Origin of the sequence: Leptolyngbya sp. GGD (assembly GCF_026735145.1) — a bacterium.
GTDB lineage: Bacteria > Cyanobacteriota > Cyanobacteriia > Leptolyngbyales > Leptolyngbyaceae > Leptolyngbya > Leptolyngbya boryana.
Genome location: NZ_JAPQKE010000001.1, coordinates 755,120 through 772,452, shown reverse-complemented (window position 1 = coordinate 772,452; position 17,333 = coordinate 755,120). Strand labels below are relative to the sequence as shown.

11 protein-coding genes are annotated in these 17,333 nt (G+C 48.5%); 5 read left to right on the top strand and 6 right to left on the bottom strand.

Annotated features, from left to right (window positions below):
* Positions 1-24 precede the first annotated feature (24 nt).
* Complete coding sequence (locus tag OU814_RS03650; protein ID WP_268180544.1) at positions 25-885, top strand: MBL fold metallo-hydrolase; 861 nt, start codon at positions 25-27, stop codon at positions 883-885.
* A gap of 299 nt (positions 886-1,184) precedes the next feature.
* Here the strand turns inward: OU814_RS03650 and OU814_RS03645 are convergent, their stop codons facing one another.
* Both OU814_RS03645 and OU814_RS03640 read right to left on the bottom strand, forming a co-directional pair.
* Positions 1,185-3,713, bottom strand: coding sequence for a type I secretion system permease/ATPase (locus OU814_RS03645; protein WP_268180543.1), 2,529 nt, complete (start codon positions 3,711-3,713; stop codon positions 1,185-1,187).
* 85 nt (positions 3,714-3,798) lie between these two features.
* A complete protein-coding gene (locus tag OU814_RS03640; RefSeq protein ID WP_017290437.1) occupies positions 3,799-4,560 on the bottom strand; it encodes a peptidylprolyl isomerase in 762 nt (253 codons plus the stop codon).
* A 354-nt stretch (positions 4,561-4,914) separates the two neighbouring features.
* Between OU814_RS03640 and OU814_RS03635 the strand changes: the two genes are divergently transcribed.
* Positions 4,915-5,556, top strand: coding sequence for a peroxiredoxin (locus tag OU814_RS03635; RefSeq protein WP_017290438.1), 642 nt, complete (start codon positions 4,915-4,917; stop codon positions 5,554-5,556).
* A 62-nt stretch (positions 5,557-5,618) separates the two neighbouring features.
* Here OU814_RS03635 and OU814_RS03630 read toward each other — a convergent pair whose 3' ends face one another.
* Together OU814_RS03630 and OU814_RS03625 are read right to left on the bottom strand one after the other, a co-directional pair.
* On the bottom strand, positions 5,619-6,545 hold the full coding sequence (locus tag OU814_RS03630) for a MarR family winged helix-turn-helix transcriptional regulator (protein ID WP_268180541.1): 927 nt from the start codon (positions 6,543-6,545) through the stop codon (positions 5,619-5,621).
* A gap of 290 nt (positions 6,546-6,835) precedes the next feature.
* The gene (locus tag OU814_RS03625) at positions 6,836-8,305 is read right to left on the bottom strand and encodes a hypothetical protein (RefSeq protein ID WP_268180539.1); all 1,470 of its coding nucleotides are present in this window, start codon (positions 8,303-8,305) and stop codon (positions 6,836-6,838) included.
* Positions 8,306-8,400: 95 nt separating this feature from the next.
* Between OU814_RS03625 and OU814_RS03620 the strand changes: the two genes are divergently transcribed.
* On the top strand, positions 8,401-9,435 hold the full coding sequence (locus OU814_RS03620; protein ID WP_268180537.1) for a WD40 repeat domain-containing protein: 1,035 nt from the start codon (positions 8,401-8,403) through the stop codon (positions 9,433-9,435).
* A gap of 122 nt (positions 9,436-9,557) precedes the next feature.
* Here OU814_RS03620 and OU814_RS03615 read toward each other — a convergent pair whose 3' ends face one another.
* On the bottom strand, positions 9,558-10,124 hold the full coding sequence (locus OU814_RS03615) for an SH3 domain-containing protein (protein ID WP_017290442.1): 567 nt from the start codon (positions 10,122-10,124) through the stop codon (positions 9,558-9,560).
* A gap of 191 nt (positions 10,125-10,315) precedes the next feature.
* Here OU814_RS03615 and OU814_RS03610 point away from each other — a divergent pair, with 191 nt between their 5' ends.
* Together OU814_RS03610 and OU814_RS03605 are read left to right on the top strand one after the other, a co-directional pair.
* Positions 10,316-10,855 carry an NADPH-dependent FMN reductase gene (locus OU814_RS03610; RefSeq protein WP_017290443.1) on the top strand — a complete coding sequence of 180 codons (540 nt, stop codon included), beginning with the start codon at positions 10,316-10,318 and terminating at the stop codon, positions 10,853-10,855.
* A 171-nt stretch (positions 10,856-11,026) separates the two neighbouring features.
* Positions 11,027-11,941: a methyltransferase domain-containing protein gene (locus OU814_RS03605; protein ID WP_017290444.1), complete on the top strand. Its 915-nt coding sequence runs from the start codon at positions 11,027-11,029 to the stop codon at positions 11,939-11,941.
* Positions 11,942-11,958: 17 nt separating this feature from the next.
* On the opposite strand, the gene OU814_RS03600 is transcribed toward OU814_RS03605, so the two are convergent.
* Positions 11,959-17,274: a PAS domain S-box protein gene (locus OU814_RS03600; protein WP_268180534.1), complete on the bottom strand. Its 5,316-nt coding sequence runs from the start codon at positions 17,272-17,274 to the stop codon at positions 11,959-11,961.
* Positions 17,275-17,333: the final 59 nt, after the last annotated feature.

Sequence of the window (17,333 nt, the reverse complement as noted above, 5' to 3'; positions counted from 1 at the left end):
ATCGTCGATCGCACCCAACGACCTATGCGAATTCATCATCTTAACTGTGGCTGTATGTGTCCTATCGGTGGAGCGTTGTTTGATGGCTTCAGTCGGGGTTTAACGTCACATCTTGTCTGTCACTGTTTGTTGATTGAAACGAATCAGGGATTGGTTTTGGTGGATACTGGCTTCGGACTTCGCGATATTCAAGCACCTCGCAGTCGGCTCAGCCCATTTTTTATCGCGTTCAATAACATTCAATTCGATCGTCAATACAGCGCGATCGACCAAATCGAACGTCTAGGATTTTCGCCAGAAGATGTTCGGCACATTATTCTCACGCATCTTGATTTTGATCATGCAGGCGGCTTAGAAGATTTTCCCAATGCAACGGTGCATGTGATGCAAACTGAGATCGAAGCAACTCGCGATCGCGAAGGTTTTATTGCTCATCGTCGCTATCGCCCCGATCAATGGGATGAAGTAAAATCCTGGAAATTCTATGCAGCGAACGGCGAACCTTGGTTTGGATTTGAAGCAGTCAGAGATTTAGAAGGATTGCCACCAGAAATTCTATTCATCCCCTTAACAGGACATACGCGAGGTCATGCTGGAGTCGCGATCGAGACTTCTGAAGGTTGGCTGTTACATGCAGGCGATGCTTACTTTTATCGCGATGAAATGAAGCCAGAGTATCACTGCACACCTGGTTTAAAGGCTTATCAATGGATGATGGAAGTCGATCGAAAAGCGAGATTGCTTAATCAAGATCGCCTGCGTCAGCTCGCTCTGAGTAACGATGCCAAACTCTTTTGCAGCCATGATGCGATCGAGTTCAAAGCTTATGCTGAGCAATCTGCGAATGAGAATCGTTCAAGTAGCAGTGTATCTGGGCGATCGTGAGCCTTTCGTGTCTTAGAGAATGTTTGAAAAGATATCGTTCATTGCACTCACCCACCCCCGGACTGGAAGTCGGGGCTAGTTGAACGAAGTCCACTAAAGGGACTAAAAGCCCATCAAACTCAGGTCTTCAGCCCTTTTCAAAGGACTTCGCACCGTTAGCCCCGGACTTCCAGTCCGGGGCGAGATAGAACGGAGCAAGGAAACGATTGATACTTCTCAAACATACTCTTAGCAAATCAATAAAAAAGCGATCGCTTCATTCGTGGAGCGATCGCTAACCTTTACTCAATCCAACCTAACTACACCGAAGCTTGCTGTCGCTGATACAACGACCAATACAAACCTTTCTTGCGCAGTAATTCTTCGTGCGTGCCTTTCTCAGCAATTACGCCCTTCTCCATCACCAAAATTAAATCTGCTTTCTTCAAAGGCGCAAATCGGTGAGCAATTAAGAAGACCGTTCGATTGTCCGAAATCGACTGCAAACTCTGTAAAACCTGTTGCTCGGTTTCACTATCTAAAGCACTGGTCGCTTCATCGAGTACCAAGATCGGGCTATTCGATAAGAACAATCGCGCCAAAGCAATCCGCTGCCGTTGTCCCCCCGACAGTGCAGTTCCCCGCTCTCCTACATTCGTCTCATAGCCCTGCGGCAACTCACTCACAAAATCATGCGCCGCTGCCATTCGTGCCGCAGCTACAACCTGTTCAGCCGTAATATCAGGACGACCCAAACTAATGTTGTCGATAATGTTGCCATTGAAAAGAAAATCTTCCTGCAACACAACTCCCATCTGACTCCGCAGCGAGTGCAGATCGGCACTCTTGATATCAAAGCCATCGACGAGAATCCGTCCTGACTCCGGTAAATACAACCGCTGCAAAAGCTTTGACAGCGTACTCTTACCAGAACCACTTCGTCCTACAACACCAACCAGCATTCCCGGCTGAACATCAAAGGAAATTCCTTTCAGCACAGGCTCTTGATTTGGGTTATAGCGGAAAAAGACTTGATCAAATGAAACTTGCCCTTGCAACGTCGGTAACACCAATCCCGAACCCGGTTCTGCTTCCGGAGCAACATTAAGAATGTCGCCAATACGATCGACTGAGAGCAACACCTGCTGCAAATTCTGCCAAAGCTGAACTAATCGCAACAATGGACCTGTCACCCGTCCAGACAACATCTGAAACGCCACCAACTGACCGACCGTGAGTTCTTGCTTAATAACTAAATGCGCCCCCACCCAGAGAATCAGTAAATACGAGAAATTCGTGAGAAAATCTCCCAAATTATTACTAATGTTCGAGGTCGTAGACGCTTTGAAGCTCGTGCGAATATAGCGGGCAAATAACCCCTCCCAGCGATCGCGCGAAGGCTTCTCGGCACTATGCGCTTTCACTGAGTGAATCCCCGTCACCGTCTCCACGAGAAACGACTGACTATCCGCATTGCGGTTAAACGTCTCATTCAACCAATTCCGCAAAATTGGAGTCGTCGTTAACGTCAACGCTGCATACAACGGCAACACCGCTAAAGCCACCCCAGTTAACGGAATGCTGTAGAAAAACATTAAAGCTAAATACACCACAGCAAAAATCGAATCAAGCACAACCGTTAAAGCTGTCCCCGTCAAAAATTGCCGAATGTTCTCAAGTTCCTGAACCCGCGCAACGGTATCTCCGACCCGTCGCGACTCAAAGTATGCCAAAGGCAACCGCATCAAGTGACGGAACAACTGAGCCGACAGACTTAAATCTAATCGTCGAGCCGTGTGCGTAAAAATAAATAGCCGCAGAATACCAAGAACTGCTTCAAACAACGCCACCGCCAGCAGCGCCATCGCCATCACATCAAGGGTAGGAATGCTGCCCTGCACCATCACCTTATCAATGACGACCTGCGTAATTAGCGGAGTCGCCAAGCCCAATAGCTGCAACGTAAACGAAGCAAACAACACCTCGCCAAGCAGCACCTTATACTTCCAAACCGCAGGCAAAAACCAAGCGAGATTAAAGCGCTCTTGCTTCTGAACCGTCTCGACCTGCCAGAGTTGCCCGTCCCAGAACTGCTCCACGGTCGATCGATGAATCGCTTGCGGTGACATGATCGGATCATGCGGATCAGAGATCACAAAGCGATCGCCCCGCACGCCATACACCACAACCCAATGCGGCTCCTCAGTATCCCCCCACAATATCAGTGCCGGAAAATCCAACAAGCGCGCATCTTGCCAACTCGACTGAATCCGGCGCAATTGCAGCCCGAGTTTCTCCGCCGCATCGACCACATTTGTCGGACGCTGCCCCCGCAACTGTCGCTGCACCCACTCCATCTGAACTGGATTCTGCAAATGGTTTGCCACCATCGTCAGACAAGCCGCCGCACTATTCATCCCAGGCACAAACGGGAAACCCGTTATCGTCTGCGGAGAAAGATCCGTTTGGGGCACGTAGCGCGCACGTTGAATTGCCCAAAAGCGATCGATATCAGGAGTTTGTAACCCCTCCCACATCTGAGCGCTCCACAACACCGCCTGCACCTCACTGCTAGCAGCACGAGCTTTCCAGCCTGACAAATCCAACAAATCCCCAATCCATTCACCCGGATTTAAGACTCGTGAACTGTTGTCTTCTCCAACTAGGCGCACTTTTCCAGCCAGGATTAGCAATTGAATGCCCGCATCCTCACTCGACCAAAGCACGTCTCCTAACTTGTAGTGACGGACTTCGGCTCTTGATTTAAATTGCACCTGTTGTTCAGGATTGAGAAAACATAAGGGTGGAGATTCCCAGGGCAGATTGGCAGCAATATCGTTCGTCAGCATGAGCGCAAATGAATTTTAGGGGCTGAAACCGTCGGCAAGGCACTCTAATCTATCCGAAAAGAGCCGTTTATTTATTCAAGTCAGTCTAGTCGCTAACCTGAAGTTTCACCGTCATTTTTTGAATTTTTTCTGCAATCCAACGATCGAATAATTCCGTCGTCAGCATTTGCTTGAGTTGAGGATTGTCGAGCGTTGCCGGGAGAATATCTTCAACCCGAAACAAAGCCCAGCGTCCCTCTAATTCAATCGGGCCGACTAAATCACCTTTTTCAGATGAATCGATCACAGCCCTGACTGTATCCGGCATTGTCCCACGACTGACCGGACCCATCATGCCATTTGCAATACGATCATCGGCAATTGAATGCTCGCGCGCTAACGCTTCAAAGTTTTCTCCCTCGCTAATTTGCAGCTTTAACTCTTCTGCAATTTCTTTGCTTTCGACAATAATCCGAGACAGCACGACGCGATCGAGAAACACTTTGCGCTCAATAAAATACTCTTGCAGTCTGGGCTCGGTTGCCACGATCTTCAGCTTTTCATTCTTGAAATTGGTCGCAATTTGCTGATGGAACGTGGTGTAATCCAACCCGTTGCGACTGAGCCATTCTTGAAAAACGTTCGGATCGGTCAGTTTCTGTTGGAGGCGAAAATCGACCACAGCTTGCTCGATCACGGCTGGATTGATCTCCAGATCATCTCGATTTTTTACCTCGGTTTCCAAGACATATTGCCGGAGGATATCACCAATAAAGCCTTGCAGCTTACCGGAGGTTTGTAAATAGCGAAGGCACTCTCGGAGGCTGAGAGACTGCTCATCGATCGTCAGAAATGCGTTATTTTCCATAAGGTAATCCGTGCTGATGCAATATCCAAATCGATGGTAACGTGCCTAAATCTACTGAAATTTTGCCGCAAGTCCGTAAAATCTCAGCGATTTACCGCAAACCATTGCGATTAAACTAAAACTTTGTTCATCTAGAGTCCGCAATTTCAACTAATTCCCTGCCCCAATCCATGAAACTTTTAAAAAATACGCAGAGTAGGGAACCCTACATCGGCAAAATTTCACGTGTCCATTCTTCATCACAATCACGATCGCGGTAAAATCATAAAAAGATCTAAAGTCCGACCGGAAAACCGGGTTTTGTGGCATGATCAATCAGTACCTATCTGCGATCGACAGGAAATATAAAAGATTATGGCTCTCCGTTTAGGCGACACAGTTCCCAACTTTACCCAAGACTCGTCTGAGGGAACGATCAATTTTTACGACTGGGCAGGGGATAGCTGGGTTGTCCTCTTCTCGCACCCCGCTGATTACACCCCGGTTTGCACCACCGAACTCGGTCAAGTTGCAAAAATCAAGCCTGAGTTTGACAAGCGCAACGTCAAAGTGATTGCCCTCAGCGTCGATGATGCAGAATCCCACAAAGGCTGGATTAGTGACATCAATGAAACGCAAGCCTGCAGCGTCAACTATCCCATTTTGGCAGATGGCGACAAGAAAGTTTCCGAACTGTACGACATGATTCACCCGAACTCCAGCACGGGTTCGACGCTGACGGTTCGCTCTGTTTTCATCATCGACAACAACAAGAAGTTGCGTCTGACCTTCACCTATCCGGCAAGCACCGGACGGAACTTTGACGAATTGCTGCGGGTGATTGATTCGCTGCAATTGACTGATAACTACAGTGTAGCTACGCCTGCAAACTGGGTAGATGGCAATGACTGTGTGGTCGTGCCTTCGATCCCAACCGATCAGGCTCGTGAGAAATTCCCGAAAGGTGTCACTGAAGTGAAGCCTTATCTGAGAATGACTCCACAACCGAACAAATAAGCTTTGATCGCTGTGATTTTCAAGCTGGGTAAGACATTACCCAGTTTTTTTACGCCTCTTTCTTACACCTCAGCCAGGTTTGCGATCAAACGATCCACGCATTTTGACAACAACGTTTGCTCGTCTTCTGAGATATCCTGCATCATCATCTGTAATAATTCCAAGGCAGCCATCGGCAAAGTTTGTCTGAGTTCTAGCCCAGCATCAGTGAGCCAAATGCGCCAAATGCGACGATCCTGAGCGTCACGCTCTCGCCGGATTAGCCCCCGCTCGCTCATGCGATCGAGTACCCCGGTGAGTGTGCCACCGACTTGTTGCAAATTCTCGCCAATGCTGGAGGTCGCTTGTCCATCCTCTTGCCACAGACAGCACAGCACGACCCAATGAAATGGAGTCAGACCAAAGGGTTCAAGAAGATCTTGAAACCGACGAGTGCCCAATTGAGCAATGAGCTTCATCCGATATCCCAAATTATTCGGCGCAAAAATCGCTTCCCACCCTTCAGCCGGATGGATGATCGGTGACTCTCCGAGATTTGCAATCATGCGATCGACAATCGTTGACAACTGTTCGCGATTTGGTATCGAAATCCCTTGCAGCGCCGCATCGCGAAGCTCAGTTGCAAGAGGCGGCAGAATTTCTTCAAATTTTCGTCCAGCATCGGTGAGCCAAATGCGCCAAATGCGCCGATCCTGAGCATCACGCTCTCGCCGAATTAGCCCTCGCTCACTCATGCGATCCAGAACTCCGGTCAGTGTGCCGCCAACTTGCTGTAAGCGATCGCCAATACTCGAAGTCGCTTGCCCGTCTTCTTGCCAGAGGCAGCACAGAACAATCCAATGAAACGGCGTAAGCTTAAAGGGGTCAAGACGCTCCTGAAACTTGCGATTTGCGAGTTGCGATAGTAGTTTGATACGATAGCCAATTCCGTGCGGGGCAAGCAGGCATTTGAGATGCATTGGGATCGGTTCAACCTGGGAAGAAATCATTGATGTTAACTAAACTAAAAAGCGCTGGATTAAGGGATGGACTTGGGGTGCAAAAATCGGAGCGTCAGACATCAAGGGCAGACCGTAGCCGTTAAACAGCTAAACGCTGAGTAGAGAAATTTTAACGCCATAGGGGTCTGTATGCACAAAAGCGTTGCATAACTTTGACAGACTGTCGTATCCAAAACGGATATTGTAATTATCACTAGAAATGATTGATTCAGTCAGGTCTGCAACGCTTTATTACACGAAGTGCGTTGTAGACAAGGCTCAGAAATTCTCGCTTCGCTTTAATTAAGCTCAGTTTGTACATCTTGCCCTTGCAGAGGTTTGAGCGCGATCGTCGGCGGCTCAGTTGGAGGCAAAGACTGCGATCGTAGAACAATAGCCCCAATGATTAGCGTCAAAATGGGTATGCCGATCGACACCACACTCTTCAAGCTACTATTCATCCCCAGTAAATATTGAGCGCTACTTGCCAACCCAAACGCCAGAGTTGTTAGTCCAAACAGTCGCGCTTTCGGGATCAAGGCAGCAAATGTAATCAAAATCGAACAATACCAAGGCATTAACCACGAGGTCGCAAGAAGCATGAGGACTAAAGTTGTCCAGCCCATATCTTCTAACAACATCTGTGGCGTATTGTTCCAGCGTTTGTCACTGCGATGGAGCTGCCAACCATAAAAGCCAAAAAATCCCGCCAGCGTCAGATTGGACAACAGGGCGAGAATCACGCGCTGCTGAGTAAGATCTAAGCGATCTGGATGAAAAATGCGAACGAGATCGAGGAAAAATTTCGCGATCGCCATCAGCGAAGACTGATACTGCCCCGACACACCCGGATTGAGGATACTTTGCCAAGCCGCTAGATTCGGCATGACCGTGAACACCAGCCCCGTGACAATTGCACCAGATGCCACAATCATGCCGAGCAGCCATCGCCAATGTCCTTGACGCAGTAAGGTTACAGCCACCCAGGGAGTCCAAATTATTGGTAGCGTTTTACTTAAAAAGCCACCCCAAAGGGCGACAAACGCCATCCAGTATTGCTGTCTTGCATAGGAAACCGCAAACAGCACGATGCTCGTCGAGACAAAAATATCAACATGCGCCGAACTCACCTGTTCCATCAACAGCAAGGGGTGGAGTAGATAGGCGATCGTAATCCTGCCACGCTCTGGAATCGGCAACCAACGCCAAATTAAATAGCTATTCAAGAGATGCAGCAGTAAGCAAATTAGCTTAAAAATATAAAGTGCCACGATCGGACTCATCGTGACAAAGACAGCTGAGAAAGTGAAAACAGCTTGAGAAATCAGTCCATACGTCGAAGTTTGTGCCCAATCGACATAAGGCGACAGTTCGGTAACGTATGCCCCGGCTCGGATCAAATAGGGATTGGCTCCATTGAGATTCATCAATCCCGAATGCAAATAGAGATAAGTATCATTGCCGAGCGGATAGGCAATGAAGGCAAGCATCCAGAAGGCAGAAGTCCGAATTAAGATTTGGCGAAAGCTCCAAGTGGAATGTATCCACGAGGTACTGAGAAGATTTGCCAGCCAGATCAGATAAATAATCGAAAGTGCCAGATAACTACCGCCGATCGCGAGTTGCGTTTTGAGGTCTGGAAACGTTGCGAATTTTCGCCCACCCGCCAGAACGTAATAGAATTTATCAATTCCTAGGGATAAAAGAACAACACTTAAAAAGGTTGTAAGGATTAACGCGATCGCCGTTAGTATTCTAGTTTTATTCACGGAATTTTAAGATCGAGTAAATTCTCCTTAATATACTACTTCACGAATTTGGTGGCATCGCGTTTTAGAATTGTGAGCTTAGGAGTCAGACAAACGTGACACAAAATCGCTGGGTACAGAAGTTGAGCATTGCTGGCGTTGCATTGATTGCGTTTCTAGCTGCAATGTTTTTGCTACTATGGCAGGCGACAAGTTCTCGTGGAGTCGCCAAGGTCTGCATGCCAATCTATGCGGCAGATGTGATGTGTTACGGACAGCGACAATTGATGACTTCACATAAGCCGACGACGATCACAGTCAGTCCTTTGGGTGGAATTTTAGCAGCAGGTTATGAAAGAGAGATCGAGCTATGGGATCTCAAGACTGGCAAAGCCCTACCCAGGTTACAGGATCACACAGATTTAGTCAGCGCGATCGCGATTAGCCCAGATGAGAAAATTTTGGCAAGCAGTAGTTTAGATGGAACGATCAAGCTCTGGGATTTACCCCATCATCGTTTAGTTTCGACCCTGAATGCGGGACGGGCTTCTAATTTAGCGTTTAGCCCGGATGGGCGCATGTTAGCGAGTTCGAGTGGAGTGCATCGTTGGGCAGATGGGGTATTTAGTCCACTGGGGGTGCAGATGTGGGACATTGCGTCGCGGCAACGGGTGTATGGTTTGGGGACTCAGCCAGTCCGCGCGATCGCGTTTAGTCCAGATGGGCATCTGTTAGCGGCAGGAGATCGGATGAAAACAGAACTCTGGCAGGTTCGAGATGGCGAACGACTGCAAACTCTGAATTCAGGCGAGGTGACAGGGCTGGTCTTCTGCCAAGATGGACAAACATTGATTACAGGAAGTAGTAAGCTCAAACTCTGGGATTTGCGGAATGGCAACCTGCTGCATGAGTTTGATGCGGGAGCTTCGGATATGGTACTCAGCCCGGATGGACAGACTTTAGCAACTTCATCGGGGGGATCGGTGCATCTGTGGCATCTATTTACAGAACAATCGTTGGGATCGTTGTATGCAACGTCCTTTAGTAGTTTGTTTGTGGAGTTTGCCTTGAAGGGACAAGCGATCGTGGCAGCGGGAACGGATGGAATTTGGCTTTGGCGAGATTTGCATTCTGAGACGGCAACTCCCTAAGTTTCATGAAGGGACTTGAGCCAGAGATTAGAGTTTGAATTAGCTCAGATAAAAATGGCTTGAACGAGTCTAATCACTCGCTCAAGCCGCAGATTTGAAACATTCGAGAAATGACCGGACGTTTACTGACAATTCAGAAGATTACTGCCAGGAACATTCACAAATCCGTTAGAAACCCAACCTGAAACGGGTTTTGCAATCTGCACCCATACCCGTCCACTTGCATCTGTCTTGGATGTCGTTGGCGTGGTTGAGACATTGACTTGAGAATTGAACGCAACACTCCCTACAACCGCAGTTGACACATCGGGTCCTTGACGCACGATTAAACCTTGCGTTTGTGTGACACGGCGGCAGGTCGATGGGGAAGGATTCGGATTCGGGTTCGGATTTGGATTACCACCAGGGCAGAGTCTCAGCGTTACCGTTTGCACAAAGCCTTTAGAGGGAGCGCTCACAGCCAGGAAACCATTTTCAGCTGTATTTTCCGCGATCGTCATTCTTTGGTTTTCAGGGACAGCGCGAACAACAGGACTAGCAGCAGAACGCTCTGCGAAAATAGCAGTAGACTGCTTTGCACACCGAACTTGACCGACGAGTTGTGCTTGAGCAGCAGGCATGATGAAAGGGGCTGTCAGTCCAGCAATTGTTAGGGCGGAAACCGAATGCTGCCAAAGATTTAATTTCATCGTATTAAACTCCTCACCTAGGGTAGAACCCTTTACCAGTGGACTATTTCGGGAATTATCCCACGGATAGCTCGAATTCTTGGCTTTTTCATAATGCTTTTAAACATTTCACAGAGATACCTCTCTTAAAGCGTAGTCATAATGAATTCAACTTGGTTATGATAGGGAGGTTATTCAAGGAATTTCATCTGATGGTCAAAGTTGTTGGCATTGCTGGAAGTTTAAGACCGGGTTCTTACAGTCAACTCGCTCTGAAAGTTGCGATTCAACGGGTTGCCGCTTTGGGAGCAGAGGTAGAAATTTTGGATTTACGATCGCTGAATTTACCGTTCTGTGATGGTGGGAAGGACTATTCGGACTATCCTGATGTGGCAAAAATGAAGCAGGTCGTCAGCGAAGCGGATGCGATTATTTTAGCGACCCCTGAATACCACGGCAGTATTAGTGGCGTGCTCAAGAATGCGCTGGATCTGATGGGGTTTGTCGAGTTTACGGGCAAGGTAACGGGTGCGATTAGTGTCTTGGGCGGGCAGTCGAATAGTAATTCGCTCAATGATTTGCGAGTGATTTTGCGGGCAATTCATGCCTGGACAATTCCCGAGCAGATTGCAATCGGGCAAGCTTGGCAGGCATTTGGGGAAGATGGCAAGTTACTCGATGAAGACCTTTCGCAGCGGTTTGATGCATTTGCTCAGAGTTTAGTAGAGAACACTCGCAAACTTAGAGGTTAATTGCGATCGGGTCTGAGTGGTGAATGTTCAAAAGAGTGGGGAGTAGGGAGTAGGGAGCTAATTAGGAAACAATTCCCCACTCCCCACTGATGCGACAGAGATTTCATAGATTGATTCGTCGAGCGATCGCTAACGGTAAAATTAAGACTGTTCATAAACTTAGTTTTTGATATGACCGTAACCAGTGAACCCAAGCTCAGACTCGCTTCTCGGCTTGTGAATGGAATTTTATCGATCAAACCTGTGTTTGATTTGGCGAGATATCGTGCTCGAACGATGATGATCAAACGGGCAGAATCGATCGGGGTTCCCTGGACGAAGATTGTGGCTGATTTGCAAGCTCGCGATTGGTCAACGGAATTTAATCAAGTCAATAATCCTGATTTGAAATATCCAGAGTATTATGTGCGTTCTTTTCACGCCTACGAAGAAGGGAATTTAGGGTGGGAGCCTGCTACTGAAGTAGAAGTGGCTGCCTATGCGGTTCATGCAAGGATTTGGAGTGATTCGGGAAAAGATGGCGATCCCCGATTGCGTCAGAGCTATCACAACGTTTTGCAAGCTGAAATTTCTGAATCTCCAAAAGCGATCGTGGATCTCGGATGCAGCGTGGGAATGAGCACCGTTGCGCTACAAGACGCTTTCCCAGGTGCAACGCTCACCGGAGTTGATCTTTCCCCTTATTTCTTAGCCGTTGCGAAGCATCGAGTCGGAGAACGGGAAAACATTAACTGGGTACATGCCGATGCCGCAGCAACAGGTTTACCCTCTGGCTCGTATGACTTAGTTTCGGCTTGCTTGTTGTTTCATGAGTTGCCGAAAAGCGCAGCGATCGACATTCTCAAAGAAGCCAGAAGATTACTTCGTCCGGGTGGACATCTTGCCATCATGGATATGAATCCCAACTCTGAAATTTATGCCAAGATGCCGCCTTACATTTTGACATTACTCAAGAGTACAGAACCCTATTTGGATCAGTATTTTGGGTTGGATTTGGAGAAAGAAATCGTTGAAGCAGGTTTCTCTAAACCGACTTTGACCTGCAACACTCCGCGCCATCGGACTTTGGTTGCCCAAGCTTGCTAAAGGCGCTAGTTTTCCTCTCAAGCCGCAGGAGCCGCGATCAGGGATGAGACGGCTTTGACCAATACATCCGGTTCCGTTGGCTTTGAGAGGTGCATTTGAAACCCTACGGCTAAGGCTTGCTGCTGATTGACCTCGCCAGCGTAAGCCGTTAGCGCGATCGCTTTAATCGTCCCTCCTTGCTCTGGTGACTGCTTTCTAATTTGCTGAATCAGAGAATAGCCATTCATTTCTGGCATCCCAATATCGCATAACAAGAGATCAGGAATCGATTGGCTCATGAAACACAGTGCCTCTGCTGCCGAAGCTGCGACTGTCACTTTTGCGCCTGCTTGGATCAAGACAAATGATGCCAACTCTCGCATGTCTGCATCATCATCTACCACCAAGATGCAAATCCCGGTTAAATCTGCCGCAGCTTCTACATTCTCGATCTCAGAAGGGGTGTGCTCGATGTGGTTGAGCGGCAGACGAACAACGAAAGTCGCGCCTAGATTAGATCCGGGACTCTCTGCCCAAACGCTTCCACCATGCAATTCAACCAGCTGACGCACGATCGCCAGCCCCAACCCCAATCCCCCAAATTTTCGAGTCGTGCTGCCATCTTCTTGGCGGAAGTAATCAAATACATAAGGGAGAAACTCTGGATGAATGCCTCTGCCCGTATCTTGAACTTGAATGTGCACATGAGCGCCAACCTGCTCTAAGCGCACCTCGACTTGCCCGCCTGATGGCGTGAACTTCACAGCATTCGACAAGAGATTCCAAACGATCTGTTGGAGACGGTTTGTGTCGCCTAAAACGGCTCCTGAAATCGGATTGATCAGGGTTTGAATGTGAATCTGTTTCGCTTCAGCCGCTAGGTGGACGGTTTCTAAAGCCGCCTCAATCGTCGTCGCCAGATTGACAGGCGCAATGTTTAACGTCATTTTTCCTTGCAAAATGCGGGAGACATCGAGCAAGTCTTCGATTAATTGCGCTTGCAGTTTCGCATTGCGTTCGATCGTTTCCAAAGCTTGGTTCGTTTTCGTGGCATCTAACCGTTTGCACCGCAGCATTTTTGTCCAACCGAGAATGGGATTGAGGGGCGATCGCAATTCATGCGACAACACCGCAAGGAATTCATCCTTGATCCGGTTCGCCGATTCTGCTTTGGTGCGATCGCGTTGGGCAGCTTGATAGAGTTGGGCATTGTCGATCGCGAGCGAGGCACGACGCGCCAATTCCTCAGCTAATTGCAAATCTGTCATCGTGTAGCGTCGTCCAGACTCAGCCGAGATAAAAGAGATGACCCCAATAATTCTCGCCTGAGTTCGGAGCGGCACAGCCATCACAGAACTAAACCCGACCTGCCGTAGAATCTCTAAATGCTCTGGATTACGAGCAGCCTGAACGAGCATTTCATCTAGGATCTCTGGCACAAAATCAGGCTCTCCAGTTCGCAGGGTTAAGGCTGCACCACGAGCCGCATTCGGGTCGAGTGGATACTTTTCTTGCAGCTGATGTGCCCATTCCAGTTTGGTAGGATTGATGTGAGCAACGGCAATCTGGTCAATGGTGCCATCCTCCTCAACGATGTGAACCGTACACCAGTCGGCTAATTCCGGGACGGTTAGCTGTGCGACTCGCTCCAACGTCGTTTGATAATCTAGGGAAGACGCTAGCACTGCACTAGTTTCGGAGAGAAACTGTTGGGCACGTTCTAACCTAACGCGTTCCGTGACATCGACCACATAGATCAAGACGCTTTCCACCTGGTGACTCGCGTTGACAGTCGGTAGATAGTAAACGTTGTAGTAACCGGGACGACGATCGTTGCGCCCCGGAGGATTTACGGCAAAGTTGGGTGAAATGAAGGGATCTCCCGTCGTGTAAATTCGCTCAAAGATTTCCACTAATCTGGGGTCGGTTTGACCAAACAGCGTCGAAATTGAATTGCCTAAATGTTGCTCACGGGTTAATCCGTTAATTTCAGCTAAGGATTCATTGATGGCAACATATCGTTGCTCGGCATCCAGTAAAGCTAAGCCAATCGGAGAGGTTTCAAAGATAGTCGCCAATTGCTGCTGTGCCGCTTCGGATTGGGCGCGAGCAAGGCGTTCGCGCTCTAACAGTTGTTCCCGTTCCTGCTCGGCTTGCTTGCGCTGCGTGACATCCAACACCAGCGACAATACCGACAGCATCCGTCCCGATTTATCTCTGAGGCTGGAGTTATACCACTCGCAATGCACCACGTTGCGATCTTTCGTGTAATTGCGGTTGTACGAGAGAATATGCGGTTCCTCACCATAAACTAATCGCTGACAGACATCAGCAACCGATTCCAGGTCTTCTTCAAAGACAAACGGAATCTCCATTAAATGTTTACCCAGTATTTCCTCAGCTTTCCAGCCCAAAATGCGTTCTGCACCAGCAGACCACCGAAGGACTCGAAAGTTATCGTCCCATTCCACAACTGCCATCGGCGTATTTTCGACGTGGAAATTGAGCTTTTGTAGCGTTTGATGCAAGGTCTCTTCCGCTTGCTTGCGCTCTGTAATGTCAATCACAACGCCAATCGAGTGCTTCGGTTGTCCTTGCGCATCATAGGAGAACTGTCCTCTCACATCGACCCAGTGAATCAAGCCGTCTGGCAAGCGCAGGCGATATTCGTGATGGTACTCTGTTCGTTCCGCGATCGCTTGCTGCCACTTTGTCTCTGTTTCTCCCAAGTCATCCGGATGCACGCGACTTGCCCAAAGTTCGTAGCTAGGCTTATCCTCATCAGGCTGTAGCCCCAGAATCGTGAAATGTCCTGATGACCAGAGGAGCGTATCTGCTTGCAAATCCCAGTGCCAAGTGCCCATCCGTCCCACTTTCAGCGCAAGTTGTAGGTGAGCTTCACGCTCTCGCAATTCTGCTTCTGCTCGCGATCGCTCTACAGCTAGCCAGGTTTTTTCAGCGATACGTTCCAGTAATTTCCCGTCTTCTGATGTCCACTGCCGAGGAGTAGCATGGTGCAACATCAACAATGCGAGGAACCGTCCTGCCTTCACGAAGGGGACGCACAGCAACGATTTGGTTTGTATTTCAGCAAAAGCAGCGGCTCTTGCTCCAGCAGTTCGAAAATCGCGATCGACATCATCAATCACAATCGTTTTGCCTTGCTGCAATTCAGCAATAATCTCAGACCCAAACAAACTCATCGGCAGTCTACCAACGACGCTCCTGACTTCATTGCAGTAGTCGCGATCGACAAGAACATATTCCTGGGTTGGATCAATTTCACCATAAGTACAGCGAGTGACATTGAAATGATGCCCAGTGGAGCTAACCACCTGCCACATAATTTCTTCAGAGTCTTGCAGGGCACGAATTGCATCATTCAATTCGATCAAGAACTGCTGTTGTCTTTCTTTGCGCTGAAGTTCTACCAGTAAGGCTTCTGCCTGCTGACGGGCTTGTACTTGAGCCGTAACTTCGATTCCATGAATCAAGATACTATCGATACAACCATCAATGTCTCTTAGCGGCAGAAACACGAAATTGAAAAATCCTTCGACGACATTGCCGTCCCCATTCGGCTCCCAGCGGGACAGAGACTCATCTCCTTGAATAATTTCCCCAGTCTGATAGACCCGATCGTAAATCTCAGAATATCCCTGAGCTGCCATTTCAGGAAATACTTCGTGTGCTCTCTTCCCCAAAATGTCTTCGGAACGTCCGGAGACAGCCAGAAACTTAGAGTTTGCCAGTTCAAAGACGTGATCAGAACCCGACAACACGGCAAACATAGCAGGCACTTGCATCAGAATGTCTCGCAGTCGCTGACGTTCATTTTCAGCTAATCGACGGCTAGCCTGCTCTTGTTTGAGAAGTCGATCGCGTTCAGCTTCGATTTGCTTGCGTTCGGTAATGTTGAGCGAGACCCCTAGCATCCGAATCGCATGTCCCGCATCATTGAGATAGACGCGCCCCTGACTTTTGAGCCAGCGAATTGCACCATCGGGACTGATCACTCGGTATTCCTGAGAAAAGGAGTGGTCACTCGCGATCGCCTGTTCCATCGTTTGCCTGACAAGTTGTCGATCGTCGGGATGAATTACCGCACGAAATGCTTCTGCGGTGCCCACATGCATCCCAAAAATCTCCAGCGCATTTGGAGAACACACCACTTGATTGGTCTCCAAATCGATATCCCAAGCAATCATGGCAGCGGATACGAGGGCAAGCTGTAAGCGTTCTTCTGTCTGCCGCAGGTTTGCTTCAACCTGTTTGAGGTGAGTGACATCTTGAAAGACCGCAACGGCTGCCAGGATTCGTTGCTGCTTATCTAAGATTGGACTGGAACTGACTGAAATAATGCTATAGCTACCATCTTCCTGGCGTAGCTCCATTTTCTCTTGCGTAATGACTTCCCCGGTTTTGAGCGATCGCACCAAAGGATACTCATCTGGTGCATAAATTTGTCCATTCGGGCGAAATGCTGCAAATGGAGTCACGGGAACATAGTCCTCTAGCTCATGGGACTGTTCAAAGTCATATTTGACAATTTGTTTGGCTTGTTCGTTTGCAAGCACCAACTTACCAGTAGCAGCATCCGCGATGAAAACTCCCGCAGGCATCTGGTGCAGAACTGCTTCAAATTGCGCCCTTTCCGTTTCCAACGCTTGGAGTAATCGTTCCCGTTCTGCCTCTGCTTGCTTGCGTTCTGTCACATCCCGAAAATAAACGGCGAGTCCTTCTTGCGAGGGATAAGCATTGACTTCTAGCCAGGATTGAACGGGTTCGCCAAACTCTTCCCAGGTCAGTGCGACTTGTTCTGCTACGGCTTGATGCATTGCTCGATAGGCGATTCCGCCAATGAGTTCAGGAAAAACTTCATTCCAAACATGTTTACCCAGCAATTCTTCGGGTAATCGGTGCAGAATTCGAGCCGCTGCCCGATTGACATAGGTGTAGCGCCAGTCTCGATCGAAGGCAACGAAAGCATCGGCAATACTTTCTAGAATGGTTTCTACCTTGCGTTCATTGGTTTGGGCACTTGTATTGAGCAAGCCTTCTAAGCGTGCCTCTAACTCCTGCTTCTGACATTTCAGAGCAGCAATTTCCTGCTGTTGCTCAAAAATTTGAGCTGGAAGCAACGCCGTTGGAGCGTTTGCATAGGTAGATTCGTTAGAATGCTCTGCTTCTAGACTGCGAGCAAAGTGTTCAATGACTTCAGAGCGAGACATTCCCCGTTTTTGTGCTTCTTTATCGAGCGATCGCCAAGCTGTACGGGTAAGAGAAATGCTAATGCGTTGTTTGGTTTCTGCATCCCAATTTTGAACAAACTTACCGGTAGCATCGCGCTTCATAAAGAGTCATCCGTAGGCGTAAACGGCGTACTTTATTAAATCCGAGGTGCGCTTCTTTA

What these genes read in the sequence shown, in the direction of transcription:
- OU814_RS03605 (WP_017290444.1), top strand. Translation starts at nt 11,027, where the DNA reads ATGACCGTAACCAGTGAACCCAAGCTCAGACTCGCTTCTCGGCTTGTG.
- OU814_RS03630 (WP_268180541.1), bottom strand. Translation starts at nt 6,545, where the DNA reads ATGATTTCTTCCCAGGTTGAACCGATCCCAATGCATCTCAAATGCCTG.
- OU814_RS03640 (WP_017290437.1), bottom strand. Translation starts at nt 4,560, where the DNA reads ATGGAAAATAACGCATTTCTGACGATCGATGAGCAGTCTCTCAGCCTC.
- OU814_RS03635 (WP_017290438.1), top strand. Translation starts at nt 4,915, where the DNA reads ATGGCTCTCCGTTTAGGCGACACAGTTCCCAACTTTACCCAAGACTCG.
- OU814_RS03610 (WP_017290443.1), top strand. Translation starts at nt 10,316, where the DNA reads ATGGTCAAAGTTGTTGGCATTGCTGGAAGTTTAAGACCGGGTTCTTAC.
- OU814_RS03615 (WP_017290442.1), bottom strand. Translation starts at nt 10,124, where the DNA reads ATGAAATTAAATCTTTGGCAGCATTCGGTTTCCGCCCTAACAATTGCT.
- OU814_RS03645 (WP_268180543.1), bottom strand. Translation starts at nt 3,713, where the DNA reads ATGCTGACGAACGATATTGCTGCCAATCTGCCCTGGGAATCTCCACCC.
- OU814_RS03650 (WP_268180544.1), top strand. Translation starts at nt 25, where the DNA reads ATGCGAATTCATCATCTTAACTGTGGCTGTATGTGTCCTATCGGTGGA.
- OU814_RS03600 (WP_268180534.1), bottom strand. Translation starts at nt 17,274, where the DNA reads ATGAAGCGCGATGCTACCGGTAAGTTTGTTCAAAATTGGGATGCAGAA.